This is a genomic window from Psychrobacter sp. CX18 (assembly GCF_057396215.1).
This window is the reverse complement of record NZ_JBXYJH010000010.1, coordinates 71194-96966: the sequence shown is the minus strand read 5'-3', so window position 1 is coordinate 96966 and position 25773 is coordinate 71194. Positions and strand designations below refer to the sequence as shown.

At 41.2% G+C, this 25773-nt stretch carries 18 protein-coding genes and 1 pseudogene; 12 read left to right on the top strand and 7 right to left on the bottom strand.

The window, feature by feature from the left end:
* Window positions 1-31: 31 nt before the first annotated feature.
* Window positions 32-268, bottom strand: coding sequence for a 50S ribosomal protein L28 (gene rpmB / locus AC2SLT_RS08940; protein ID WP_486547311.1), 237 nt, complete (start codon window positions 266-268; stop codon window positions 32-34).
* Window positions 269-944: 676 nt separating this feature from the next.
* On the opposite strand from rpmB, the gene AC2SLT_RS08935 reads away from it, so the two are divergent.
* A complete protein-coding gene (locus AC2SLT_RS08935; protein ID WP_486547310.1) occupies window positions 945-2789 on the top strand; it encodes an MFS transporter in 1845 nt (614 codons plus the stop codon).
* 34 nt (window positions 2790-2823) lie between these two features.
* On the opposite strand, the gene AC2SLT_RS08930 is transcribed toward AC2SLT_RS08935, so the two are convergent.
* Complete coding sequence (locus AC2SLT_RS08930) at window positions 2824-3615, bottom strand: cytochrome C assembly family protein (RefSeq protein ID WP_486547309.1); 792 nt, start codon at window positions 3613-3615, stop codon at window positions 2824-2826.
* A gap of 652 nt (window positions 3616-4267) precedes the next feature.
* On the opposite strand from AC2SLT_RS08930, the gene ffh reads away from it, so the two are divergent.
* The 5 genes from ffh (at window position 4268) to AC2SLT_RS08905 (ending at window position 9158) form a co-directional block, all read left to right on the top strand.
* Window positions 4268-5827 carry a signal recognition particle protein gene (gene ffh / locus AC2SLT_RS08925; RefSeq protein ID WP_486547308.1) on the top strand — a complete coding sequence of 520 codons (1560 nt, stop codon included), beginning with the start codon at window positions 4268-4270 and terminating at the stop codon, window positions 5825-5827.
* 165 nt (window positions 5828-5992) lie between these two features.
* Window positions 5993-6154 (top strand): DUF2256 domain-containing protein, encoded by a 162-nt coding sequence (locus AC2SLT_RS08920; protein ID WP_486543458.1) that lies wholly within the window; start codon window positions 5993-5995, stop codon window positions 6152-6154.
* Window positions 6155-6336: 182 nt separating this feature from the next.
* The gene (locus AC2SLT_RS08915; protein WP_486547307.1) at window positions 6337-6804 is read left to right on the top strand and encodes an OsmC family protein; all 468 of its coding nucleotides are present in this window, start codon (window positions 6337-6339) and stop codon (window positions 6802-6804) included.
* A gap of 240 nt (window positions 6805-7044) precedes the next feature.
* The gene (locus AC2SLT_RS08910) at window positions 7045-8262 is read left to right on the top strand and encodes a tetratricopeptide repeat protein (RefSeq protein WP_486547306.1); all 1218 of its coding nucleotides are present in this window, start codon (window positions 7045-7047) and stop codon (window positions 8260-8262) included.
* A gap of 341 nt (window positions 8263-8603) precedes the next feature.
* Window positions 8604-9158, top strand: a complete 555-nt coding sequence (locus AC2SLT_RS08905; RefSeq protein ID WP_486547305.1) for an REP-associated tyrosine transposase — start codon at window positions 8604-8606, stop codon at window positions 9156-9158.
* 69 nt (window positions 9159-9227) lie between these two features.
* On the opposite strand, the gene AC2SLT_RS08900 is transcribed toward AC2SLT_RS08905, so the two are convergent.
* Both AC2SLT_RS08900 and AC2SLT_RS08895 read right to left on the bottom strand, forming a co-directional pair.
* Window positions 9228-10475, bottom strand: coding sequence for a modification methylase (locus AC2SLT_RS08900; RefSeq protein WP_486547304.1), 1248 nt, complete (start codon window positions 10473-10475; stop codon window positions 9228-9230).
* Window position 10476: 1 nt separating this feature from the next.
* Window positions 10477-12603 (bottom strand): ATP-binding protein, encoded by a 2127-nt coding sequence (locus AC2SLT_RS08895; protein ID WP_486547303.1) that lies wholly within the window; start codon window positions 12601-12603, stop codon window positions 10477-10479.
* Between the two features lie 549 nt (window positions 12604-13152).
* Here AC2SLT_RS08895 and AC2SLT_RS08890 point away from each other — a divergent pair.
* Window positions 13153-13647 carry a hypothetical protein gene (locus AC2SLT_RS08890; protein WP_486547302.1) on the top strand — a complete coding sequence of 165 codons (495 nt, stop codon included), beginning with the start codon at window positions 13153-13155 and terminating at the stop codon, window positions 13645-13647.
* Window positions 13648-13914: 267 nt separating this feature from the next.
* On the opposite strand, the gene metH is transcribed toward AC2SLT_RS08890, so the two are convergent.
* Window positions 13915-17745 (bottom strand): methionine synthase, encoded by a 3831-nt coding sequence (gene metH, locus AC2SLT_RS08885; RefSeq protein ID WP_486547301.1) that lies wholly within the window; start codon window positions 17743-17745, stop codon window positions 13915-13917.
* Between the two features lie 931 nt (window positions 17746-18676).
* On the bottom strand, window positions 18677-20224 hold the full coding sequence (locus AC2SLT_RS08880; protein ID WP_486547300.1) for an alanine/glycine:cation symporter family protein: 1548 nt from the start codon (window positions 20222-20224) through the stop codon (window positions 18677-18679).
* A gap of 700 nt (window positions 20225-20924) precedes the next feature.
* On the opposite strand from AC2SLT_RS08880, the gene AC2SLT_RS08875 reads away from it, so the two are divergent.
* The 4 genes and pseudogenes from AC2SLT_RS08875 (at window position 20925) to AC2SLT_RS08860 (ending at window position 23925) form a co-directional block, all read left to right on the top strand.
* Complete coding sequence (locus AC2SLT_RS08875) at window positions 20925-21536, top strand: LemA family protein (RefSeq protein ID WP_486547299.1); 612 nt, start codon at window positions 20925-20927, stop codon at window positions 21534-21536.
* Between the two features lie 112 nt (window positions 21537-21648).
* A pseudogene (locus AC2SLT_RS08870) lies at window positions 21649-21831 on the top strand (TPM domain-containing protein); the annotation flags it as partial.
* Between the two features lie 124 nt (window positions 21832-21955).
* Entirely contained in the window at window positions 21956-23176 is a 1221-nt protein-coding gene (locus AC2SLT_RS08865; RefSeq protein ID WP_486547298.1) for a TPM domain-containing protein, read from the top strand.
* A 137-nt stretch (window positions 23177-23313) separates the two neighbouring features.
* On the top strand, window positions 23314-23925 hold the full coding sequence (locus AC2SLT_RS08860) for a TPM domain-containing protein (RefSeq protein ID WP_486547297.1): 612 nt from the start codon (window positions 23314-23316) through the stop codon (window positions 23923-23925).
* 130 nt (window positions 23926-24055) lie between these two features.
* Here the strand turns inward: AC2SLT_RS08860 and AC2SLT_RS08855 are convergent, their stop codons facing one another.
* Window positions 24056-24841, bottom strand: coding sequence for an SIR2 family NAD-dependent protein deacylase (locus tag AC2SLT_RS08855; protein ID WP_486547296.1), 786 nt, complete (start codon window positions 24839-24841; stop codon window positions 24056-24058).
* A 353-nt stretch (window positions 24842-25194) separates the two neighbouring features.
* On the opposite strand from AC2SLT_RS08855, the gene AC2SLT_RS08850 reads away from it, so the two are divergent.
* On the top strand, window positions 25195-25674 hold the full coding sequence (locus tag AC2SLT_RS08850) for a hypothetical protein (RefSeq protein WP_486547295.1): 480 nt from the start codon (window positions 25195-25197) through the stop codon (window positions 25672-25674).
* Window positions 25675-25773: the final 99 nt, after the last annotated feature.

The following is a 25773-nucleotide window of genomic DNA, read 5'->3' as shown; positions in this document are numbered from 1 at the left end:
TTTATAAAAAGCGTATTAGTCGGTTAAATGACTATACTTTTTCACCTTTGGCGCGTAAATCAGCAAGCACTTTGTCGATACCGTGCTTATCAATGATACGCATACCTTTAGCAGAAACACGAAGACGGACAAAACGGTTTTCAGATTCTACCCAAAAACGATGGTTATGTAGATTTGGCAAAAAGCGACGACGGGTTCTGTTAAGCGCATGCGAAACATTGTTACCCACCTGAGGGCGCTTTCCTGTCACTTGACATACTCGAGACATGACGGACTCCTAATAAAGTTGTAAGACATTGGTTTGACATGCTAATCATGTTCAAATATAAAATGTCTATACTACTCAAGATAACGAATCACAATGCGGCTATGGACACATAGGACTGCAACTTGAATAAAATGTTAACAGAAAGTTAGCGGTCACACCCTTTAATCGCCACAACAAATAAAGGAAGACCCACACTAAATAATAAAATTCGGTAGCTGAAACGTGATAAATTTTTAAGGGCGTATTTATACCACATAACCGTTTTTTTTTCAAATAAATATTCAGCTATTATCGCACATTTGATATAACGTTTTAAACCAAAATCAGTCTATTTGTGTACTATTTGATCATTCTACCTCGTTCTCAACTTATTTAAACTCATTGTAGGCTGGTGCTTTTGGCCAAGCAAATTAAAACCTTTAATCAAAAATGCTGGGCTAAAGCCACAGCCTACATTAAGAGTTGAGAATGGGGTGATTCTATAACGTCAAATCAGGAACATGGAAGCGCAGTACCAATCACCTCAAGACTTATAGCGGCTCAACTTCAAATCGTTATTTTAAATAACAACTTTAAAATGCCACTTTAAATATCTATTATAAACAGCTACTTTTAAATGACCTCAAGTTAACCCCAATAAGAGGAAAAAACGACTCTAATATTCAGGAATAAAGCCATGCAATTCCCCCATCAAAAGACCGAAAATGCAAAACCCGTATCTGGGGAAGGGGTTATTCCAGATACTGAGAATACTGAGAATACTGAGAATACTGAGAATACTGAAGGCACTGAGAATATACCTTATACATTGCTTGGTGTATTGTTGACGCTATATTTTGCCCAAGGTATGCCGTCAGGGTTTATCACCCAAGCGTTACCTGCCATCCTTCGTGACTATAATGTGTCACTGGAAATGATTGGGTTGTCTGGGCTTTTATTGGCACCGTGGGCGCTAAAGTTTTTGTGGGCGCCAGTTGTCGATCGCTATTTCTCGCCTAAATGGGGACGCTCCCGCAGTTGGATAATACCGCTACAGTTATTTTCAGCGGTCATTATGGTGATTGTCGGATTATTTAATCCGTACCAGTTAAGCTCACCTATGATGTTATGGATGATGTATGGCTTGTTGTTTTTATTAGGGTTAACGGGAGCGACTCACGATGTGGCTGCCGATGGTCTAGCGACCCGCTCATTAAGCAGCTTTCGTTATCACTCTCATCATAACTCTGACAATGATTCTCACAATGTCCCTCACAATAATTGCCACAATGACCCTCACTCAGCGCAACAGGCTAATACAACTCAACTTGATAAAGGGTTTGAGGAAACCAGCACGTCTAAAGTATCTGACTCAATAGACGTACCGAGTCAGAGTTTTCGTAAACCCGATTCTCCTGATCCCGATTTGTATCCTCAATCCATTTATCGTGAACCCTCACACCCTCAAACTTTTCATCCTCAATCGATGGGTGAGAACGATGACTTCGTTAAAGTGTCACAAAGCATTGCACTTGATCAACGACAACAAGACTCAGTACACGCCAATGTGTCAGAGGTACCTAACCACCCTTATCGGGGCATGGGTAACGCGGTGCAAGTGATTGGCTACCGTTTAGGGCTTATCATTGGCGGGGGTGTATTTTTGATGGTGCTGGGCAGTTGGTCGTGGCGCTACAGCTTTTTTGCCTTAGCGGGACTGATCCTGTTAAACACCTTACCGATTTGGCGTTATGCAGAGAACAAGCGCATTCCTATTAACGTGGTTTCTTTAAATAATGGTTTGTCAGAAAACCCAACGCAAACTGCGAAGATTTATGATGATGTAAAGACTGATACCGCAAACGTACCTGAATCTAGGAAATCGGTGAAGCAATACTTGCAGGATCAGTATGGCTACTTTTGGCATAACACCGAGATGCGGGCATGGCTCATGGTGCTGCTAACCTTTAAAGTGGTCGATGGTATCTCTAGTGGCATGGTCAAGCCGATGATGGTAGATATGAGCATACCGACTGCCAGTATCGGGCTGTGGGCAAGTGTACTGGGATCGGTAGCGGCCTTATTAGGGGCAGCAGTGGCAGCTTGGGTACTAAAGCGGTGGCGACATCATACAGCGTTGCTCGTCTTTTATGTGTTTCAAGTGTTTACTACTGCGTTATATGTATTAGTCGCCATAGGTTATGAGTACCCAAAGTGGTTAGGAATGTGGCCGGTAGAACAGACAGTGTCATTTTGGTGGGCGTATGCGGCCAATGGTATTGAACACTTTTCAGCAGCATTAGCGTTGGTAGCGATGCTGACCATGGTGATGCATTATGCCCGTCATGATAAGGCGGGTAGCGACTTTACCACGCAGGTATGTTTGTTGACTATTTTTAGCGGTGGCAGTCACTTATTAAGTGGCTTTATTGCAGGTCAGTTGGGATATACGCTGCATTTCATGCTAAGCGTGGGATTAGGGGTGATGTGTTTGTTGCCCTTATGGTATTGGCGCCAGTGCTTTATTAAAAAGTATAGTTAGAATATGGGTGTTTAGTGTTTTAAATTATTATGCGTTATAAAATCATCTCTAGCACAAACTTACTACCAATAAAGCCGACTGCTAATAAAATAAAGGCTAGAATTGCCATATTAGCGGCACGACGACCTCGCCATCCTGATCTCCAGTGACCGATGAGTAGGCCACCAAATAGCAACCAAGACAACAGGCTAAGCACTGTTTTATGGGCGATATGCTGCGCCATTAAGTCATCGACATAGACAAAGCCAACCGCTAAGGCAACCGTTAAGAGACTAAAACCAACCAGTATCATATCAAACAATAGCGATTCCATACTTTGCAAAGAGGGCAGCTTATTGACCCAAAAGCGTTGTTTGGTTTTATGCTTAAGCTCACGGATTTGAAACCGTAATATAATGGCCTGTACCGCTGCCATTAACAGCACACAATAAGCGGCAATGGATAGAATGATATGTAGATCAAGACCCGTGCTAATATCAGTCAAGGGGGCATAAGGAGCGACTCCAAAGAAGCCTAAGGTTAGCCCAATAATGGCCGTAGGCGCTGCAATGACGCCCAAGCTTAATATAGGGCGGTATAGACAGAACAGAATATAAAATAGGATAAAATAAAAGCTGGTTAAACTCGCGGTGTTAAATAGGTTGAAATTGAGACCATAAATGGTGAATATATTGGGATATAAAGTGATTCCATGTGCTATAAGGCCCACAAATAGCATCCCTAACGTAAAGCCTTTAGCAATGGGTTTGATACGCACCAGCGCCCAAACCAAGTGACAGCTTACTAGGGTATAGAGGATAAGGGCGATGATGTAAGCGAGAAACACGGTCGGTTGATCCCCAAATATCAAGTAAACAAAAAAACAATACGATGAGTCATACAATCAGACGATACAATTAGCCAGTGCAATGTTTGTTATACTAACTATGTTATTCTATGCGATTATAAATGAATACGTTATTTTGATAGCCCAGTCGTACCTATTAGTACCGTCATTAGTATAGACACGGTACATATTCGGTGATACGCATTCGATTGTATAGGCATATTAAGATAATACCCTAATTTAACATAGAATGACTCTTATTTGCGATTGCAAAGCGGTAAAAGTTAGTAGTCATTTTATTTAATGACCCTTTTGACGAGACTTATCCGATTTACTAGCGGTACGACTGTACTATTGCACTAAGTTTAACGCCGTTTTGGCATGTCACTATTCCTTAATTGGTATGCCCCCTTAATTGGTATGCCCCCTTAATTGGCATGCCACTTGAAATACGCTATATTAAGACAAATATTTAAATTATAACCCCTTATATTATAACCAGTGTTTTAATGAGATACGTTTCATCTGTTAACTAGACAAGTTTTAATAAGACAGATGTTAATAATACAGCTTTAGTTAGAAGACAGTTTTAAAACAGTTTAATAAAGCATGTTAGACAAGAATTTCACCAACGTTTTATCGAGACCACCTTATGTTTGATACCTTAACCGAACGACTCTCTGGCAGCCTACGCAAAATCTCAGGATCAGGTCAGCTGACCGAAGACAATATTAAAGACACGCTGCGTGAAGTACGTATGGCGTTACTTGAGGCTGATGTTGCCTTACCGATTACCCGTGATTTCGTCAAGCGAGTCAAAGAGAAGGCATTGGGTCAAGAGGTGCTAAAAGAGCTGGCTCCGGGTCAAGCATTCGTCAAGATTGTCTATGATGAATTAACCGAAATGATGGGCAGTGCCAATCAGCAGCTAGAGATGACAGGTAAGCCGCCTGTGGTTTATTTGCTGGCAGGTCTACAAGGTGCGGGTAAGACCACCACGGCGGGTAAACTTGCTAAGTACTTACAAGAGCGCCATAAGAAAAAAGTCATGCTGGTGTCTGCTGACGTCTATCGTCCCGCTGCGATCAAACAGCTTGAGCAAGTTGCTGGGCAGGTAAATGCTAAGTTTGTCAATTCAAGCGCTGATGAAAATCCAATTGATATTGCCAAGCGTGCGATAGAGGAAGCGAAACTACAATATCAAGACATCCTTATTATCGATACCGCAGGTCGCTTGCACATCGATGAGAGGATGATGGATGAGATCAAAGCGTTAACGGCGGCTGCCAATCCGTCAGAGACACTGTTTGTGGTCGATGCGATGACCGGTCAAGACGCGGCCAATACTGCCAAAGCCTTTAATGATGCGCTACCGCTAACCGGTGTTATCTTAACCAAGACCGATGGTGATGCTCGCGGGGGTGCTGCGCTCTCAGTCCGTGCGATTACTGAAAAGCCAATTAAGTTCCTAGGTCGTGGTGAAAAACTTGATGCCTTAGAAGCGTTCCACCCAGAGCGTATTGCCCAGCGTATTCTAGGCATGGGTGACGTCTTAAGTCTGGTTGAAGAAGTCGAACAAAAGATTGACCGTGATAAAGCGGAAAAAATGGCTCAGAAAATCCAAAAAGGTGGCAACTTTGACCTTGAGGATCTACTCACCCAGTTCCAGCAAATGAAAAATATGGGTGGCATGACTGGCTTCTTGGACAAGCTTCCGGGTATGAGCGGTGCCGGGGTTAAAGAGGCGCTTGAAGAAGCTAAGCCAGAAGAGAAAGTCAAAGAAATGGAGGCGCTCATTAACTCCATGACGCCTTTTGAACGTAAAAATCCTGACAAAATTAACCCAAGCCGTAAGCGTCGTATTGCCGCTGGGTCTGGTAAGCAAATTCAAGACCTAAACCGTCTGCTTAAGCAGCACAAGCAGATGGCGAAGATGATGAAAATGATGTCGAAACCTGAAGGTCTCGGTAAAATGATGAAAGCGGTGCAAGGCTTGACTGGTATGGGCGGCGGCACATCTGGTGGTGGCGGGCCGTTATTTGGTGGCGGAGGTGGTGCTAAAAGCAAAGCTGGCAAGCAAAGTGGAAACGCTGCTGGTGGTATGCCACCGTTTGGCTTAGATCCAAACAATATGCCAAGCAAAGAGGATTTGGAAAAGCAGTTAAAAGACGTACAACAAAACCTACCTCCAGAGTTTAAAAAGCGCTTTTAGTGTTAGAAGTGTCTATCTGAGCACAATGTAAACATAATAAAAAGCTAAGTCAGCAATGGCTTAGCTTTTTTTATTATTTAGATAGCGATACTATGGTGACAGTTTTAATCAGCAGTCAGAAAACAGAAAATAGAAGTTAGAAAATAGAGATAGGTAGGAGATACTATGGCACATAAGAAAAAGAACGTCCGTAAAAAAGAATGTCCCATTTGCCAGCGTGAATTTAGCTGGAGCAAAAAGCTGGATAAAAACTGGGACAGTATGGTGTATTGCTCGGATAGATGCCGACGGGTGAAAACCTATGAGGGTGTTGAGAAGCCAGAGTAAGGGTGTTGAAGTCTCAGAAACGTTAAATTTTCTTGCTTATATTTGCTTGATAGAGTTAACGGTCTAAATTCTTAAAGTCCTGATGTCTCATTGTGATATCTTTGACATATTAAGTAAGCGCATACTTAGTACTTAAATCAAAGGATACTCAAATCAAGGAACACTTAACTAAAGGAATGGGCATGTCAAAAACTCACCACTATCTTGTCGAAATTAAATGGACGGGTAATTTAGGTACTGGCACTTCAAGCTATAAGTCCTACACTCGTAATCATGACATTCATGCTGAAGGTAAGCATCCTATCATATCATCTGCTGATCCTGCCTTTTTGGGTGATACATCAAGATGGAATCCGGAGGAGTTGTTTTTGGCATCGATAGCGTCCTGCCATCAGCTTTGGTATTTACATTTATGTTCGGTGAATGGGATAGTCGTTGCTTCGTATCAAGATAACCCTCAAGGCATGATGCAAGAAATCGCCAATGGTAGTGGGCAATTTATCAAAATCACTTTAAATCCAACTATCCAGATTTCTGATGAATCAGATATTGATAAAGCGGTTGAACTGCATAAGGAGGCGCATCATATGTGCTTCTTAGCCAATTCAGTCAATTTCCCGATTGAGTGTGTGCCAAAGGTATCGGTTTAGTCGTTTAGTTATAGACAAAGTGAGGGTTAGCTTATAATTTACATACTCAGTAGATATATTTGTTAAGCTATAGCTAAACAATAAAGTAACTATCCTAAATGCCTAAAATGGTTTTAAGCAGAGTTCGTTTGTCATAAATACAACGTTTGCATACTTCGCGATAGTTCAGTTTTTATTCAGTAACTCAATAAAATCTTCTCGCTTAATAGGTCTAAATAGCCCCATAACCAGAGATAAAGCATGCCCTTTAAAAAAACCTCATCAAACATCAAATCGAATAAGAAGTTATATAAAAGAAAGACTAAAACGTTTAACTATAAAAAAAAGACCCTATCTGATTTTAAAAAGAAAGCATCCTATAAACCATGGCTTCATTCTTTATCTCGGTCGCTATCAAAGCAACTATCTAAATCGGTATCTAAGTCGCGATCTAAGTCATTTTCTAAGCTGCTATCCAAGTCTCTATCAAGTCGCCGGTCTAAAAAGGGTCAGGTTGCTAGCGATTTAAATGGCAACTACTTAAAAGCGATTAGCCAAAAGGCAAACGTTAATCCTCAATCGTTTTTCTTAACTGTTATGGTTATTTTTGCGCTGTCAGGAGTGGCCTACAAGGCTTATGAAGACTGCGACTGTTTTATAACAGACGATAGAACGGCTGAACCGTTAGACACCCAAGGCAAGTTAAATCTACAGGGCAAAAACGGTGAAAAGGTTCAGAACGAAGTTTACGCATCAATACAAAAATATGCTGAGAAGGATCCAGTCCTTGTTCAACAGCACGTGGCGACCCAGCAAATATTCCATTCAGACAGCACAACCGATGTTGATACAGGTGTCGCAACCTTTACAAAGCTTGCCAATGAAGGCGATGTGGGTATGCAATTTGCCCTTGGCATGATGTACAAATCGGGTAGTGGGGTCGAGCAAGACTATGACAAAGCGCTACACTGGTTTAACAAAGCTGCCGATCAAGGCGATGCAGGCGCGCAACATTTCCTCGGCGTGATGTATCAAGAAGGGGAAGGCGTGCCTCAAGACTATAGTAAGGCAAGGGAGTGGTACTACAAAGCGGCTATACACAACGAAGGCATCTCTTTATACAACCTTGGTTTGATTTATTTAAACGGTGAAGGGGTCACTCAGAATTATGACCATGCTATTGATTGGTTTGAAAAATCAGACAAGATAGGTTATGTCGGTGCCCAATATAAATTGGGTGAGTTATATGAGCAAGGGCTAGGCGTGCCGCAAAACTATGAGACGGCTATTAGCTATTATCAAAAAGCTGCCGATGATGACTACCCAGAAGCCGTCTACAGATTAGCCGAAATGCATGAGAAGGGTATTGGCGTCGCGCAAGATTATACCCTTGCCAAAAAGATGTATCAAAAAACGTGCGATATTCAATATGAAGCAGGATGCGCCAAGGTTGAAGCGTTGGTAAATAAGGGATATTAGCGCTCTAATTATCAGTTGGTTATGTAGCTAATCCTGCTATCCGCTTCTATCTTGGTTGACACGGCGGCAGTCGCTAAAGTAAGCGCCATTCCTGCGTTACGATACTGTCACTTACTAAGCGCCTGCATCACCGTGCTACACCAAGGATATCCGCTACTATCAGGGCTAAACCGCACCTAAGGCAGGGTTAGGCTGTAATAGCTTAACTATATGATTTGCTCTTATAAATTGATAAAAAATGGTGCGCGGGGCGCACCCTACATAAAACAACCTAACATCAGGCTGATTTTCCCGTAGGGTGCGCCGTGCGCACCAATTCATAAAAAACAATGGTAAAAATAATGCCACGATATATACGCTCTAACGCTCAAGGTGGCATCTACTTTTTTACGATAGTGGCGTATGAACGTAGAAAAATACTGTGTAATAACAATTTTCTGCACGCATTTAGACAAAGCATTAAACACATTCAGCAACAATATCCTTTTGAGATATTGGCATGGGTGCAAATGCCTGACCATCTGCATTGTATTTGGCAATTGCCAATTGATGATGCGAATTTTAGTATGCGATGGTCGCAGATTAAGCGACTCACTACACAAGCGTGTCCGCAGTATCACCTAGCCCATGATAAATTAAGTGCGTCAAAAATAAAGAGAAATGAAAAAGGCATTTGGCAAAGGCGGTTTTATGAACATCAGATACGCAACGAGCAAGATTTAATCACACACATTGATTATTTACATTACAACCCCGTTAAGCATGGATTGGTAGACAACGTTGTAGATTGGCCGTATTCAAGTTTTCATAGATTGATAAAAGAGGGCAGTTATCCAGCGGATTGGGGGAGTGGTGAGGTTGAGTACCCCGATAGTTTTGCGACAAGTTTAGAGTAGGTGGTAGGGGAATGTTACGCGTATCTTTCTTATTATGAATGGTGCGCGAGGCGCACCCTACCGAGACTATTATAATGAATTTAATATATTTGAAGCAAAGCTATCGTTCGTATGGTTATGGCTGTTTTTTTTATGAATTACCACATACTCTTTATTCATCGATTTTACTGCCACACCCTCATTATAAGAGATGATTCTAGCCATCCGTTTATTGGGTATATCCCTATCTAATAGTTGTAAGTTTTTAAAGCCTTTTAATTCTAAGTATGAAGACGTTATTGATGTTAGATCGATGTTCACACCATCTACTGTGCGATTACCTAAGGTCATTACTATGTATTTTCGAGTTACTTCACAAATGTGATCTAGAGACAAAAAGTAATCAGCAAAAAAGTTTATTATCTTAGTTTGCTTCGGTTTGGCTATATTGGCCAAGTAAGGTTCAATAAGCTTAAAACCTAATTTACTCAACTGGTTCTTACTACTTCCACCAAGACTCTTGCGATCTATTATTGAATAATTATCCAGCTCCCAACCTTCAAGTTCTAGGTCTTTCTTATCAATCCAAAAAAGTGATAAGGATGAAAATTGCCCATAGGTTACTGTCGTTTGGTTATCACCATACGGTGGACTAGTAATTGTAAGGTCTATTGAGCTAGGTGCAATTTTATGACCAAATTCAAGTACGTCGCCTTTAATCAAATATACATTTTTAGATTTTACATAAAACTTATCGGCGTGGAGTTTTATCTCAGCTAAAAAGTCTCTAAGCACATTATTCTTCATTCTAGCTATATCTTCAGGCTTTTTAATATGTAACTTGTACGTTGAAGAGCGTGTATTACTGTATTTTCTAACTAACTTTGAAAATATAGACCAGAAATAGAGCCTATTACGCTTACTTTTTGTTTGAATAATGGCCCATCTAATTTGAGATAAACTTGATATAATATCTTTTCTAAACCACTTTTCAATGTTTTGGAACTCAAAATCAGGGGTTGATGAAATAGATAGTAAATATTCAATTTCAGAAATATCATTACGTATATTATTTGTTACTCCTTTTAACTTTATGAACGTTAAAAGATGAGCTAGTGGATTGATATCAAAACCATAAACCGAACAGTTATTATTAATTTTAAGAGCTTCATAAAGAGATGTACCAGAACCATGGTAAGGATCATAGATGCTTTGAATAGTATCTGCTTCAAAAATACTCTTCATAACTAAATTTTGGACAGGTGCAATCATCGTTGCAGGGTATAGACTAGCACCATGTATGTCATTTTTCCGGTAGTCTTGAAATGATATATTCATTTTAAATATAGCCTTTATCTTTTAGATAGGCATCAACAAGTTGGGCAAAATAACCTGCGTACCTAGCAATACTCTCAATATCATCATTTGAAAGCTTATCAGTAGCACCATGAGAACCTAGGTTCGACTTCCTCACCATAGCTTCAAAATCAGAAGGTTCACATATATTTACTAAAGTAGTATGGCGTAAAGTTAATCTTTGCGAATAAGTACTACCCGTTGAGGTCATATGGTCTTTTATTATTGTAACTGCTTTTTTAACCTTCACCTCTAGTTTGCTATACTTTTTTAAATTAAGACTTTCATCTACACCCTCAATATTTTCTTCTAAATATAAACAACTTAAATCAAAGATAACTCTTAAGGAGCTTGCGATAATGACTTTGTATTCCTTATCTTTCTTCCATAGAGTGTTTATTTGGTGAATCAACTCACCTACTGTCGGTAAAGTGACAGTGTATTTAATGCCTATAGGTTTTATTAAAAACTGTTCAGAAGGTTTCCCATCTAATTTAGTATCTATTTGTTCGAAAACTAGTTTCAATTCATCTGAGCTACATATCACCTCATTATTTTCAACGTATCTAAAGCTTAATATTTTAATACATGAATTTGTAACTGTTTCAATTGTATCAGAGTCTGTAGGTGTTCCATCAACATAAGTTTTAATCTTACTACGTGGTATAGGTTTTCCATCCTCATTAATCGCTTCTTTGATAAATCTATCGAGATTATTCAAGCTCGTAGAAAAATAAAATCGATACTTTTTTTGTTTGTAATGTAAATTAATATAAGCCTTATTATGTGCAGAAGAGCTATCATCAGAAGAGCTATCATCAGAAGAGCTATCATCAGAAGAGCTATCATCAGAAGAGCTATCATCAGAAGAGCTATCATCAGAAGAGCTATTATCAGAAGAGCTATTATCAGAAGAGCTATTATTAGAAGAGCTACCATCAGAAGAGCTATTATCTTGACTTATAGGAGATCCATTCTTACGTAGTTTTGAAGCCTCTTCTTGGATAAATAGATTTAACTCTAAAAGATAACTTTCAATTTCAGAAACAACAGAGTTTTCTATCAATTTAGTTCTATCAGGATTAAATGATATCTTAGGATTTGTCGTAACTAAGTCTAAATATCCTATAATCTGCGGTAAAGACTTCCCTCTTTGTACTGCACGTGAAATTTCAGGGTTAAATAAATCGTAGTTATTGAATAGTACTTTATTAATATATAGCAAAGGACGTAAACTAGATTGTTTACTGCGAACTAAATGAAATAATGAGTCAACATTCTTAACACCCGAACCTTTTAAGCTAAGTATTTTGAAATTAGCTTGTAACGAAGTGTTACTAGGTAGCGTTTTTTTAGTGAACTCAATTTGAGTAGTATTATAACCTTGTTTAAAAGTTACCAATGAACTTTTATTTGAATCAAACTCAATATCAAAAATAGATAGTTTATCACTATTCTTCATAGCTTTATTGAGTGATGTTTTGTTAGATTTTATTTCTTTATTTAGAGCTTCTACCAGTTTAAAGGTTACTATGATGCTACTATCGTGGAAGAGATTTATAAATTTTTTAGTATTAATATCAGATTTAAAAAAACTTTCGATCATGTCAAGGTCATCATCTTGACTGCAATCTATTGATAATAAAGTACCAGTAAAAGCTCTGTCTTTATCCTTTGTCTTAATAGGAATAATATAATCAGTAATTTCTTCAAGTTCAATTAACTTATCTCTTTCAACTGATAGCTCTAAAATTTCGCTATAAGACTCATGTGTAGTTTTCCAAGATACTGAGTTACCAAATTTAAAAACTGCTAATAGTCCTAAACCTTTTTCACCTTGTTGATACCTATCACCGCAGACTATCTCTCCATAACGCTTAGAGCTCTTAGCTATATGAAATAGAGATTCTAAGTTGTCTAGAGACATACCATGACCGTTATCATGAACTTCTAAAATATGGGTATCAATATTATATGTGATTTCTACTTCTGTAGCGCAAGCATCATAACTATTCTTTAAAACTTCATTAATAGCAAATGTATAGCTAGGAACTTTTTCGGATAACTCACTAATTATGTTGCCACTTACTTTAACAGCGAGGTTTTTCATCAAGATAATCCTTTATATTAGATGAGGTTAATAAAACAAATTTTAATGACAAAGTTTAATTGCAGTATTTATGAAAGTAATAAATTCTATTATACATACTAGCAAGAACATCATGTGACCGCTAGTTCCAGTGCAAACCAAGATATGAGGGGGGCAGTACTATCCTAAAGTGCAGTAGATAGACTTGTGATTTCACTATTTCATAGGTGATTAGCAAGAAGTTGCAAAATAATATATTTTCTAATCGGCTGTAGTGAGTCAGGGTCTGACTTTATCCCTGCTTATATCAAGTTAATAGAAACGATACTAGCTTTTAATTTCCTCCCCTACGAGACTGCAAGATAGAATCGAAAGCATGATTAGCTACAATAACTAATCCCACTTCCAAACTCGACTACAAAAATATGATTCAATCAACTCCAAACTATCTTCCTTCTTATCTAAGTTGAAGTAGGGTGCGCCCCGCGCACCAATTAAATTAATAAGGGTGTGATAAATCGTATGTTCCAATGGTGCGCACGGTGCACCCTACGGCTAGGGAAAAGATATATGAGTAGACACACTATACATTCAAGTTATCGAGAAAAATTAATAGAGCACCTATTTATTAGTGAGATGCTCAAAATATCTTGGAAAAGAGGGGACTGTCAATTAGAGGTTTTGAAGGCTGAGGTTGACAATTCTGGGTACGATATAGTGCTTGAGAATAATAATATCCTTCGTCATATTCAACTAAAAGCATCAAAACTAGGTGGTAAAACTTCTAATCAAAAAGTGCATATCAATTTAGCGTCTAAGCCTTCGGGATGTGTTATTTGGGTAGTGTTCGATGAGGACTCATTAGAGTTATGCTCATTTTATTATTATGGGGGTAAAGCAGGAGAGCCATTAACAGGTATAGAGAATACCAAAGTTGCCAAACACGTAAAAGGTAATGCCAGTGGTATTAAAGCCGAACGCCCTAATATTCGAACGATTAATAAAGGTCAGTTCGTGAAATTCGATGATATCGAAGCGTTATATCAGACCTTATTTTATTCATAAGGTAAAACCCACGCTTTAAAGATAGCCAAACTCAAATCACGATAAATACCAGCAAGAACTCGATGTGACCGCTAGCCCTGATAGTAGCGGGTATACTTGGTATAGCACAGGGTAGCGGACGCTTAGGAAGGGGTGTTATCGCTGAGTCAGGAACGACACTTGCTATTAGCGACCGCCCCTGTGCAAGCCAAGATACAAGCGGATAGCAGGATTAGCTACAAAAGCCAATCCTGCTTCAAAAATAGGATAGAAAAATCTAACCAACACCTATGCCAAATTCGGATTTAACCATTTCTCAGCTGTCTTCATATCCCAATCTTTACGTTTGGCGTAGTCCTCTAACTGATCACGGTCAATTTTACCGACATTGAAATAAACACTTTCAGGATGTGAGTAATAGAAGCCACTAACCGAAGATGCTGGCCACATCGCATAGCTCTCAGTCAGATAAGTGCCGATGGCGTTTTGGGTGTCGAGCCAATCAAATAGCTTACCCTTTTCAGTGTGTTCAGGGCAGGCAGGATAGCCGGGGGCAGGGCGGATACCCACATATTTTTCTTTAATTAGCTCTTCATTGGTCAGCTGTTCTTCTGGCTGATAGCCCCAATATTGGGTACGAATCAATTCATGCAGATGCTCAGCAAAGGCTTCTGCAAGGCGGTCACATAAAGCCTGAACCATGATGGCGTTGTAGTCGTCACCCGCTTCCTTAAAGCTGTCAGATAGCTCTTGAGCACCTTCAATAGAGACGGTAAATCCACCCAAATAGTCGGTGTGATCGTCCAAAGGAGAGATAAAGTCTGCCAAGCTAAAGTTCGGTTTGCCACTTGCTTTGTCAGACTGCTGGCGTAAGTGCTCGAACACATGAGTTGGCTGACCGCCCTCATTAATGGGCTTATCGTACACGGTTACTGTATCAGGTGCGGTACGCTTGGCCGGCATGATTTTAAACACGCCTTTGGCGGTGACCAATCCTTCATCAATGAAGCGTTTGAGTAATTCTTTGGCATTACCAAATAGGTCTTTGGCCTCGGCGCCTACGACATCATCGTCAAAGATTTTAGGATATTTACCGACCAAGCCCCATGAGATAAAGAAGGGCGTCCAGTCAATATAAGACAGTAGGTTGACGATAGGGTAGTCGTCTAGGATGACTTGCCCTTGCTGGTTTGGTGTGGGAGGCGTGTAGTCTGCCCAATCAAACTGAAAGCCTTGTTCAATCGCTTCGGCATAGCTTAATTTAGCCGCTTTAGGTTTGCGATTTGCCAGACGTTGACGTACTTTTTCATACTCTTCACGGGTCTCTTTAATCAGATCGACTCGGTGTTCTTTTGATAGCAGTTTGGTGACGACACCGACAGAGCGTGAGGCATCGGTGACGTAAATCACTGCATCATTTTGATAATGGGGTTCGATTTTGACCGCGGTATGGGCTTTAGAAGTGGTGGCGCCGCCAATCATTAGCGGTAGGGTCATGCCACGCTCTTGCATTTGTTTGGCGACATACACCATTTCATCAAGACTTGGGGTAATGAGCCCAGATAAACCAATGATATCGGCTTTTTCCGCTATGGCCGTGTCGAGAATTTTATCGCAAGGTACCATCACCCCAAGGTCGACAACGTCATAGCCGTTACAGCCAAGTACCACGCCGACGATGTTTTTTCCGATATCGTGTACGTCGCCTTTGACGGTCGCCATGACCACCTTACCTTTGACCTCACCTTCCACTTTTTCAGCTTCGATATAGGGGTTTAAGACCGCCACCGAGCGTTTCATAACACGGGCGGATTTGACCACTTGTGGCAGGAACATTTTACCGGCACCAAATAGGTCCCCAACTACGTTCATGCCGTCCATTAAGGGTCCTTCGATGACCTCTAACGGTTTGGCATATTTTTGTCGTGCTTCTTCCGTGTCTTCATCAATATAGGTGGTGATACCTTTGACTAGCGCATGCTCGATGCGTTTTTCAACCGACTGCTCACGCCACGATAAGTCAACGGTGCCATCATTCTTTTTGCCGCCAGCCACATAGCCTTCGGCGACGGTCATTAAGCGTTCGGTGGCATCTTGTCCACTGTCACCTTGATTGCGGTTGAGCATCACATCTTCGATGGCATCACGGGCTTCTTTAGGGATCTCGTCATACACCTCTAACATCGCAGGGTTGACGATACCCATGGTAAGGCCCGCCTTAATGGCGTGATATAAGAACACGGCATTGATGGCTTCACGAATTGGATTGCCACGGAAGCTAAACGAGACGTTTGATACGCCCCCTGATACCATCGCATTAGGTAGGTTGTCAGTGATCCATTTTGTGGCGTTGATAAAGTCAGCACCGTAGTTGTTGTGCTCAACGATACCCGTGGCGACGGCAAAGATATTGGGGTCAAAAATGATATCCTCGCTCGGGAAGCCAACTTCATCGACTAAAATGTCATAACTGCGCTTACAAATATCGATTTTGCGCTCATACGTATCGGCCTGACCATCTTCATCAAATGCCATAACAATGACCGCAGCACCATAGCGCATGCATAGCTTGGCACGTTCGACAAACTCTTCATACCCTTCTTTTAAGGAGATTGAGTTGACGACCGCTTTACCCTGAGTACGTTTTAAGCCCTCCTCGATAATGTCCCATTTTGAGGAGTCAATCATCAATGGTACACGGCTAATATCAGGCTCGCCTGCGACTAAGTTTAAGAAGTGAATCATCGCCCCTTTGGAGTCGAGCATGCCCTCATCCATATTGATATCGACGATTTGAGCGCCGCCTTCCACTTGGTTTAAAGCAACTTCTAAAGCCTCGGTAAATTCGCCGGTTTTGATTAGGCGTAGGAATTTCTTCGAGCCTGTTACATTGGTACGCTCGCCAACGTTGACAAATAAGCTGTTTTGATTGATGGTAAAAGGCTCTAAGCCAGATAAACGGCAGGCGGATGGAATAGTTGGGATTTCACGCGGCTTATACTGCTGCATCACATCGTGGATAGCTTTGATGTGCTCAGGGCGAGTACCACAACAGCCCCCGACGATATTAAGCAGTCCTGACTTACCAAAGCCATCAAGCAGGGCAGCGGTCTCCTCAGGTGTCTCATCATATTCACCAAATTCGTTCGGCAAGCCCGCATTAGGGTGAGCAGAGACATAAGTGTCGGCTATATCCGATAAGGTTTGGATATGTGGCTTGAGGGCATCAGCACCTAAGGCACAGTTAAAACCTACAGATAAAGGCTTGGCATGGCGAATCGAGTTGTAAAACGCTTCGGCAGTCTGTCCAGATAGCGTACGACCAGACGCATCAGTAATCGTACCCGATATCATTATCGGCAGCTCAAATCCGATGGTTTCGAACACACCGGTTACTGCAAATATAGCGGCTTTGGCGTTGAGTGTATCGAAAATGGTCTCGATTAAAACCAAATCAATACCGCCTTCAATTAGGGCGTATAACGCTTCAGTATAGTTATCGACCAGTTCATCAAAGGTCACATTTCGATAGGCAGGGTCATTGACATCAGGTGAGAGTGAGCAGGTGCGAGACGTGGGGCCAATAACACCCGCCACAAATCTGGGTTTATCAGGATGTTCAGCCGTGAATTCATCAGCAACCGAGCGGGCAAGGCGAGCGGCTTCTCGGTTAATCTCTGGGACCAAGTGCTCCATGGCATAATCGGCCATAGAAATCTGGGTAGCATTGAAAGTATTGGTCTCGATAATATCGGCACCCGCTTCCAGATGGTCTCGATGAATGCCTTTGATAATCTCTGGCTGAGTGAGTACTAGTAAATCATTATTACCCTGTACATCTTGCTCAATATCAGCAAATCGCTCACCACGATAATCCGCCTCTTGTAGCTTAAAGGTTTGGATTTGTGTACCCATTGCGCCATCAAGCATCAAAATACGCTGTGCTAATTGCTCAGTGATACGGTCACGAACGGTGAGCTGTTGCTCTTTAAAGGGGAACTCTGAAGGTGGCACTAGATTAAAATTATCAGGACTGTGTTCTTTTTTCTCAGGTGCGTCTGAGTTGGCATTTTGGGTATTGGGCTTTTCGTTATGTTCGGGGTGTGAGCAGGTGGTCATAGCGCATTCTTATACAGTAGGTTAATAGGTCATGCTTAAATTGGTTACTTTAGAGTAGGGGTGATATTCCATTTATTAGGACTTACGTAAGTTACTGAAGTTATATATTTGAATGTGTAATGCGACTAGTAAGTATTTATTGAGTCTCTTGAACCAATATAGTGCAAGCGAATAAATAATTAGCAGTCGGCATTATTCAAAATGATGCGTCGGCACTAATTTAAATGAATCAGTTTAAATGAATCAGTTTAAATGAATCAGTTTAAATGAATAAGTGCTATTTCATTTAAGATTATTTAATTTAAAAACAGTTAGTGTAGCATAATGCTTTCTATAACCTAATGCTTAGCCGGCATAAATGAATCCCATTTCAAAAAATAACCTATCCTTGTTAAACGAGGTCAGGATCATGGGATCTATTGCTCAAACATAACCCAATCTTAAGGTAATCAAAAAGCCCGATACTCAGTATCGGGCTTTTCTTATATCGAGTCTTATATCAAGGTTTTAACAAAGCCTTAATAAGAGGCTCTTAAAATAACATGGTTTTAAATATTAGGGCCTTAGGGCGTGTGGAACATTCGACCATGGCACTGGCGGAGACTATTTTTTAGTCAATATGCAGTGAAATTTTTGACGCTTAGTCATTCTAAGTTAGAACCCTAAATTTTTAAAAGCCGCCATATATTGGCAAAAATGAGTCCCGCCCCTTCGGGCTGATGCTAAAATCGCCCCAGACGTTGTTACAAACCTAGCCAAGGTCTAAACATTAGCGTCAGTTTGCGCCTAGTCTGGAACGATTTTAGCTATCAGCAGTGCTAATTTGCGAATGTTCCACACGCCCTAACATTTATAATAGAAACAAGGTCTATTAAATATGACGGATATTATATTTATACCGCATCATTTGAGCTCTATTATTTATAACCCATTATTTTACAACATCGTCACGTTTAACAGCTTCAGCATCACGATGACGCTCTTCCCAGTAAGTGGCACCTTTAATGCCAAACTTAGCAGGATTAAACACAAAGCGCTTAGCCGTAGTACCACCACCCGCTTTTAATTGAGCCTCGTAATCCTTAAGGATATCAAGTGCAGGACGAGCTACGAAGAACACAATGATAATACCAACGATGTTCAACCAAGCCATCAGACCAACACCCACATCGCCAAGTCCCCAGATATAACCTGAAGTGTTTAGCGCACCGTAGGCAACCATGATCATAATGACCACTTTAACGGCAAACAGACCCACTTTACTAATGCCACGTCCCATAAAGCGAGTTAAGTACGAAATATTCACTTCAGCAATATAGTAGTAGGCTAGGATAGTCGTAAAGGCGAAGAAGAATACGGCGATAGCGATGAATGAATCACCGAATGTACCATACACTGATTCCATTGCCATTTGAGTGAATGAGGGAGAGCTAATTTCTGTATCAGCGGCGACATTCTGTACAATGAATTGACCATCAGGCAATGTGCCCTGAATGTTATACATACCTGTTGATAAGATCATAAACGCGGTTGCAGAACACACCAGTAAGGTATCGACATAGACTGAGAATGCTTGAACCAAACCTTGCTGAGCAGGGTGATCTACGGCGGCAGCTGAAGCGGCATGTGGGCCAGTACCTTGACCAGCTTCGTTAGAGTAAACACCACGTTTAACACCCCAACCGATAGCAGCACCAAAACCAGCTTGCGCGGTAAAGGCATCACTAATAATCATACCGAATACTTCAGGTACTTTACTAAAGTTGGTGAACATGATGAGTAGCGCTAAAACAATATAGCCTAACGCCATAAAGGGTACCGCGTATTCTGTGAATTTCGCAATACGCTTAATACCACCAAAGATGATGAAACCAAGCACGAGTAAAATAATCGCTAAAGCAATCAAACGCGTTGTACCCACGTCCATGCCCATTAGGGTCATCATTGAGCCTTCACCTGCGACCTGCGCGACAGCATTAACAACACCGTTGGCCTGTACACCGGGTAAGAAGACACCACAAGCGATAATGGATGAAATAGCAAATAAAATGCCGTACCACTTTTGACCCAAGGCTTTTTCAAAGTAATAAGCGGGACCACCACGGTACTCACCAGTGAGAACATCACGCTCTTTATAAATCTGACCAAGCGTCGATTCTACATAAGCAGTCGATGCGCCCAAAAAAGCAACGATCCACATCCAGAATACAGCGCCAGGACCACCAAAACCGATGGCAGCCGCCACACCGGCAATGTTACCCATACCAACACGGCCAGCGAGTGAGACCGCTAAGGCCTGAAACGACGAAATACCATCATTATCAGGCTTACCTTTAAATAACAATCTGAACATTTCACCAAATAGGCGAACTTGAACGAAACGGGTTAGAATGGAATAGAATAAACCTGCCCCTAAGCAGAGATAAATGAGAGCGGGGCTCCAAATGATATTGTTTAAAGTACTAACAATGCCTTCCATAGTGTTTTTCCTAGTGTTAACAGATTGAGAGACCTACGTATCACTCAATAGCAATACTAAAATGAGTGTACAGTGGTTATGTCATAGAAAAATCAGAGCAAAAAATATGCCATTTAATCCAAGTAGTTAGATGATAAAACATCTGCACTATTACGAATCAGGAAAAGATGATTGTAAGTTAACTTGGCTAAATGTTACACAAACGTATATCTTAGTAACTGCAATTTGCCATAAAAATCTTAAAATTACCAGATTATTTTTTATCACAAATTAACTTTATTGTGGAAATTTGAGTGTTTGAAAATAAATTTAATAAAAAAATGAATAAAATCGTGGGTACGATTAGTAATTTTTATAGTTTGGAGTTGTAATTAGGTAACAAAAAATTGTAAACATTGTGCTTTCACCCCATTCCACAGTAAAATCAAAAGCAACTTGCTATCTTTTTAGTATTTTTTTACTTTTTTTCTCTTTAATGTCATTTACCTGTTAATGTGGTTTAGCTAAATGGTGTGGTATGGTTCATGTACTCATATCAAATATCCTATCTAGTCATGGGTAAGTTGAACTCGTTATTTTGTAGAAAATGAGAGGTTTGCTAAACTCAAGGAATGGTTTGCTAAGCTTAAAGGTATAAAATAAAAGGATAGTGGCATTTTTAAACACATTAATATTTATCTTATGAAAATTTGGAGTAGTCATGTCTCGTAAATCAGTCTTAAAGCCTCTTGTATTATCAATGGTATTAGGTACATCAGCCGTGAGTTTGTCAGGCTGTGGGTATAATAATTTGCAAGCACAAGACGAGCAGGTTACTGCTGCATGGTCGGAAGTGGTAAACCAATATCAACGCCGTGATGATTTGGTGCCCAATTTAGTCGAAGTGGTCAAACAATATGCTGAACACGAACAAGATGTCTTTACTGATGTTGCAGAAGCTCGTTCTAAAGCGGGAAGTATCCAATTGACACCTGAAGTATTAAATGACCCACAAGCGATGGAGAACTATCAAGCGGCTCAAGCTGAGATGACAGGGGCTTTGTCTCGGTTAATGGCAGTTTCTGAACGTTATCCAGAGCTTAAAGCCGATCAACGTTTTGCAGATTTGCAAGCACAATTGGAAGGTACTGAGAACCGTATTACTGTCGCTCGTAACCGTTATATCCAAGAAGTTCAAGGCTACAATACTACTGTGCGCCAGTTTCCCACCAATATTACCGCCAAAGTATTTGGTATGGACACTAAGCCTAACTTTAGCGTTGAGAATGAAGAGGCAATATCGTCAGCGCCTAAAGTCGACTTTGGCGAATAGTTGCTAGTATTGAAATTGATTTTGGTGAAGGGGTTTTAGTGTTTAAAAGGCAACGCAATAGGTCTGCTTTGGTTGTCACTGTCTTTATTATGACAGTGACAGCACTCGTTTATTAGTCGCAAAAAATGATAAAAGACTACACCTATTAACAGGTCTTGATATTGAAGATACATTGACTGATTGTAAAGTAAAAGGGGTAATCGACACTGAAATAACCCCTGCTTTTCGTCAGAATGACTACGCATTAGGACTAGAGAAGGGCATTGATGCATTAGTCGCTAATATGATTCATTGATATATTTAATAGGTTCTAAGTTTAATAGGTTATAAGTTTATTAAGCCATAAGTTTATTAAGATAAATAATTTAGATCCTAAATGTTAAACACGAATGTTATAAATTAAGGTGGTAAAAACGAACATGCAGACGTTAAAACACAGCTTGTCAGTACTCACAATATTAGGTGCCAGTCTCCTAACGGTCCCCATGAGTGTTGCTGAGACCAGTGATAATAGCAGTTCGTCATCACCGCAAGCTGTGCAACGCTTTGGCGATCAAAGTGTCGAAGATATGGTCGCCATTGCCAAAGCAGGCCAGCAAAATGAAGCGATAAACGATGCTGTATTGGGTAATGACGCCATTAGGGACAACCTACCCAACTTTGGCGAATCTGATATCGGTGAAGCGGTTGCTGAAGCCGATACCGAAGGAGGCCAGCAAGGATCAAGCGCCGCACCGACAGGTCAACCTCGTCAATCTACAGCGCAAAGTGTCGATAGCGATAAGCTTATTCTGAACTCTCCCGTGGTGGATCAGGCGAAGATTTTCACCCCTCAAGAAAAGCAAATGCTCAGTCAACGATTGCGTCATATCTATGAGCAAGGCTTGGCTCAAGCTGCCCTAGTTACTGTACCATCGACCAATGGCATGGATATTTTCCAATATAGCTTAGAGGTGGCCGATAAATGGAAGCTTGGTAATGCCGATACCGATGATGGTCTATTGATACTGGTCGCGGTTAATGATCGTAAAATGTATATCTTATCAGGATATGGCTTAGAAGGCGTGTTACCTGATGCGGTGTTAAATCGAGTGATTGATGACGAGATTATGCCGTCCTTTAAGCAAGGTGATTATACCGGTGGTCTGATTAAAGGGATCAATCGTATCGAAGAGCGACTGGTCGCTGACCCAGATATTTTAGCCCAGTCTGATGAGCTTGCCAAAGAGCGTAGTCAAGCGCAGTCTGCGGACTCACAAGCGCCTTCATTATTTGGCACGTTTTTGATTGCCTTAATTTTTGGCTTATTTTTAACGGCTGTACTCGGTCGTATACTCGGTTCTTTAGTGTCAACTGGCGGCTTTGTCTTATTATCGCTTAGTGGTGGTAGTAGCTTGATAATGACCCTATTTTTAGCGGTATTTTTGTGGTTGTTTTTGATATCGCGCGGTTCTGGCGGTGGTAAAGGAGGCGGCAAAGGCGGTAGAGGGGGGCGTCGACGTGGCGGCGTGGTCTTTTTCCCCGGTGGCGGCTTTGGGGGAGGCGGCGGTGGCGGCTTCGGAGGCGGTGGTTTTGGTGGCGGCGGCTTCGGTGGAGGAGGTGGCGGCTTCGGCGGTGGCGGCGCTGGTGGGTCCTGGTAGTTTTCAATGTTTAATAACTAAATGTTTAATAACGAAATGTCTAATGACTAAATAGTGAGTTAAACGGTCTCTTAGGTAAGTCCAGTTTGGTTTTACGATAGCTAACATGATAAATAAAGGTTGAGGTAAGACGTCTTATGCAGCATACATCGCAAGATCCATCACAGCCACACGCTAAGCCACCTTTTAACACTGATTCTACAACTGCTCATCCAAATGTTGCTGAAGGTCATGATGTGGTGAGTACGCCAAGCTTTGCACGGTGGTGGCGTCAAGCCTTGTTTGTACCTCTCTTGCATAGCCGCTGGGTGTCTAATGAGGCCTTAGATCGTTTAACTCAGAAAGTTGCAGATGCTGAAAAGGGACATCGCGGCGAGGTGTTTTTAGTTATAGAAAACCATATCCCGATACACATCGCCTATCATGTTGCCAGTCGCGAGCGTGCAGTCGATCTATTTAGTGCATACCGAGTATGGGATACCGAAGAAAATACGGGCGTATTGGTGTATGTCAATATCTGTGAGCATACCCTTGAGATCGTCGCTGATCGAGGTATTAACGCTCATGTTAGTCCCACTGTTTGGCGAGCCATGTGCGACAAAGCGATTGCTGGCATGGCTAAAGGTAACATTGAGCAAAGTCTGGCCGATCTATTAGATGAGATTGGACTATTGCTCAGACAGCATTATCATTTAGAACATGATCCTGAGGGCAATGAGCTGTCCGATACCGTAGTATTCCTAAGATAGTCATGCGTTTAGAATGTGTTCACGGCATTGTCTTTATAGTCGTAGTCAGATATTTGAGATACAAGGCAACCGAGCGCAAGTACTACAAATGTAGGCTTAGCGAAGTTAACACTCTACCTCTTTTATATGACTATAACTCTATTGTACTCTCAACCAGTCTTGGCAGGATAATGCCAGCTTTACCTGCCAATATCACATCTAGAATAGGGTTTTCAGTGGGGTTTAGATTGACCTCAATAAGGCTAGCCCCATTATTTTTTGCCAATTGTGACAAGCCTGCTGCGGGATAAACCAAGCTTGACGTGCCAATACTGACAAACACATCGCATTGCGCTGTGGCCGCCTCTGCCAATTGCCACTCTTGTTGCGGTAGCATCTCTCCAAACCAGACAATATCTGGACGTACATAAGCATCGCAGATAGGGCAGTTCAACAGCGCATCGTTAGCATAGTCGACCTCCTGATCAAAGGCTGATCCGCAGTCGCTGCATTTATTCTTCCATAGATGCCCATGTAAGTGGGTCGTGGCACTGCCTGCTTGCTCATGCAAGTCATCTACATTTTGGGTGATAAGGGTCACAGTTTTGCCATGTTTTTCGCCCCAGTGTTGAAGCTTAGCGAGTGCAAAATGTGCAGGATTGGGCTTTTTGTCTTTCACCAGATTGCGGCGCCACTGATACCAAGACCACACCATATTAGGATTGCGTTCAAACGCATCAATGCTCGCCAGATCTTCAGCGCTATAGTTCTCCCATAGTCCCGTTTGTTTATCGCGAAAAGTTGGGATACCACTTTCAGCGGAGATACCAGCACCGGTCAATATACAAATATTTTTTGACTGTTGCAGTAGCGTCTTCGCATGTTGTAATGCCTTTTCGTTCAAAGCTGTTAAGTTTTGTGTTAAATCATTACTCATAATTCACCTATCGTCAAACAATGCTAATATCGCTAATATCGCTAATATCCATGCTAGAAGATAATCCATGCTAGAAGATAATCCATGCTAGAAGATAACCTAAGCTAGAAGATAACCTACGCTAGAAGATAACCTATCGAAGTAGACAAGTCCAAATGCAACACATTGAATACTACAAATAGTAGGTTAAGTAAGCCTAACAAAGATAGGTTATTTTATAAAAAAGGGTTAAAATCGTTACAAGGACTGTAGTAAGGTCATCAATCAGTGTCAATACCGACGCACATAAGTCGTTTGCTGACAACCATCCGTTTGGGTTCGCGTCTTACTACACATCACTATTTGGAGGGTGTATGAATCAGATATTCAGTGGCAGTACATTGCTTGGGGTAGTGTTGCTCATCACTTTCGTATTGTTTGCTATCGCCTTCTTTATCAAGCCGAAAGCGACAAGTGCGAAACCCAATGCAGCCTATCCGAGCAAACCCAATTCTAAAAAGCTCAATCCTAAAAAGCAGCAGGCCAGTTATAAAAAAAACCAAAAAGGCGAGTCCAAAAAGTTCAAGTTTGAGAGTCAATCTGGCTCGTTTAGTAATGCGCCTAAGACGCAATTGGTCAAGCTTAAAAAACAAATTGCCAAACACTTCCCAGACTTTAATGCCATCTTACGTGAGCAGCACTTAATACTAGAGCGTAATGCCAAAAAAGTTGCGATGCTGACCTTAGATGCCAATGCCGCTCTTGGGCGTCGACGTTTGGGGGAGGTGACCGTGATAAACTTCCACAAGCTGCCCAGTATAGAAGAGCTAAGAATTGAGCTTAGCGGTGTTTGATGACAGCCGACTGATGATCAAACGACGAGTACATAGCCATACCTTTTTGACGCCAATATAGTAAAGCAGTAGCAACTCTCGCTTTACACTACTATCTGC

Coding starts and splice junctions, on each gene's coding strand:
- AC2SLT_RS08880 (WP_486547300.1), bottom strand. CDS start 20,224: ATGGAAGGCATTGTTAGTACTTTAAACAATATCATTTGGAGCCCCGCT.
- AC2SLT_RS08895 (WP_486547303.1), bottom strand. CDS start 12,603: ATGAAAAACCTCGCTGTTAAAGTAAGTGGCAACATAATTAGTGAGTTA.
- AC2SLT_RS08900 (WP_486547304.1), bottom strand. CDS start 10,475: ATGAATATATCATTTCAAGACTACCGGAAAAATGACATACATGGTGCT.
- AC2SLT_RS08920 (WP_486543458.1), top strand. CDS start 5,993: ATGGCACATAAGAAAAAGAACGTCCGTAAAAAAGAATGTCCCATTTGC.
- ffh (WP_486547308.1), top strand. CDS start 4,268: ATGTTTGATACCTTAACCGAACGACTCTCTGGCAGCCTACGCAAAATC.
- AC2SLT_RS08910 (WP_486547306.1), top strand. CDS start 7,045: ATGCCCTTTAAAAAAACCTCATCAAACATCAAATCGAATAAGAAGTTA.
- AC2SLT_RS08850 (WP_486547295.1), top strand. CDS start 25,195: ATGAATCAGATATTCAGTGGCAGTACATTGCTTGGGGTAGTGTTGCTC.
- rpmB (WP_486547311.1), bottom strand. CDS start 268: ATGTCTCGAGTATGTCAAGTGACAGGAAAGCGCCCTCAGGTGGGTAAC.
- AC2SLT_RS08905 (WP_486547305.1), top strand. CDS start 8,604: ATGCCACGATATATACGCTCTAACGCTCAAGGTGGCATCTACTTTTTT.
- AC2SLT_RS08865 (WP_486547298.1), top strand. CDS start 21,956: ATGCAGACGTTAAAACACAGCTTGTCAGTACTCACAATATTAGGTGCC.
- AC2SLT_RS08935 (WP_486547310.1), top strand. CDS start 945: ATGCAATTCCCCCATCAAAAGACCGAAAATGCAAAACCCGTATCTGGG.
- AC2SLT_RS08875 (WP_486547299.1), top strand. CDS start 20,925: ATGTCTCGTAAATCAGTCTTAAAGCCTCTTGTATTATCAATGGTATTA.
- AC2SLT_RS08915 (WP_486547307.1), top strand. CDS start 6,337: ATGTCAAAAACTCACCACTATCTTGTCGAAATTAAATGGACGGGTAAT.
- AC2SLT_RS08890 (WP_486547302.1), top strand. CDS start 13,153: ATGAGTAGACACACTATACATTCAAGTTATCGAGAAAAATTAATAGAG.
- AC2SLT_RS08860 (WP_486547297.1), top strand. CDS start 23,314: ATGCAGCATACATCGCAAGATCCATCACAGCCACACGCTAAGCCACCT.
- metH (WP_486547301.1), bottom strand. CDS start 17,745: ATGACCACCTGCTCACACCCCGAACATAACGAAAAGCCCAATACCCAA.
- AC2SLT_RS08855 (WP_486547296.1), bottom strand. CDS start 24,841: ATGAGTAATGATTTAACACAAAACTTAACAGCTTTGAACGAAAAGGCA.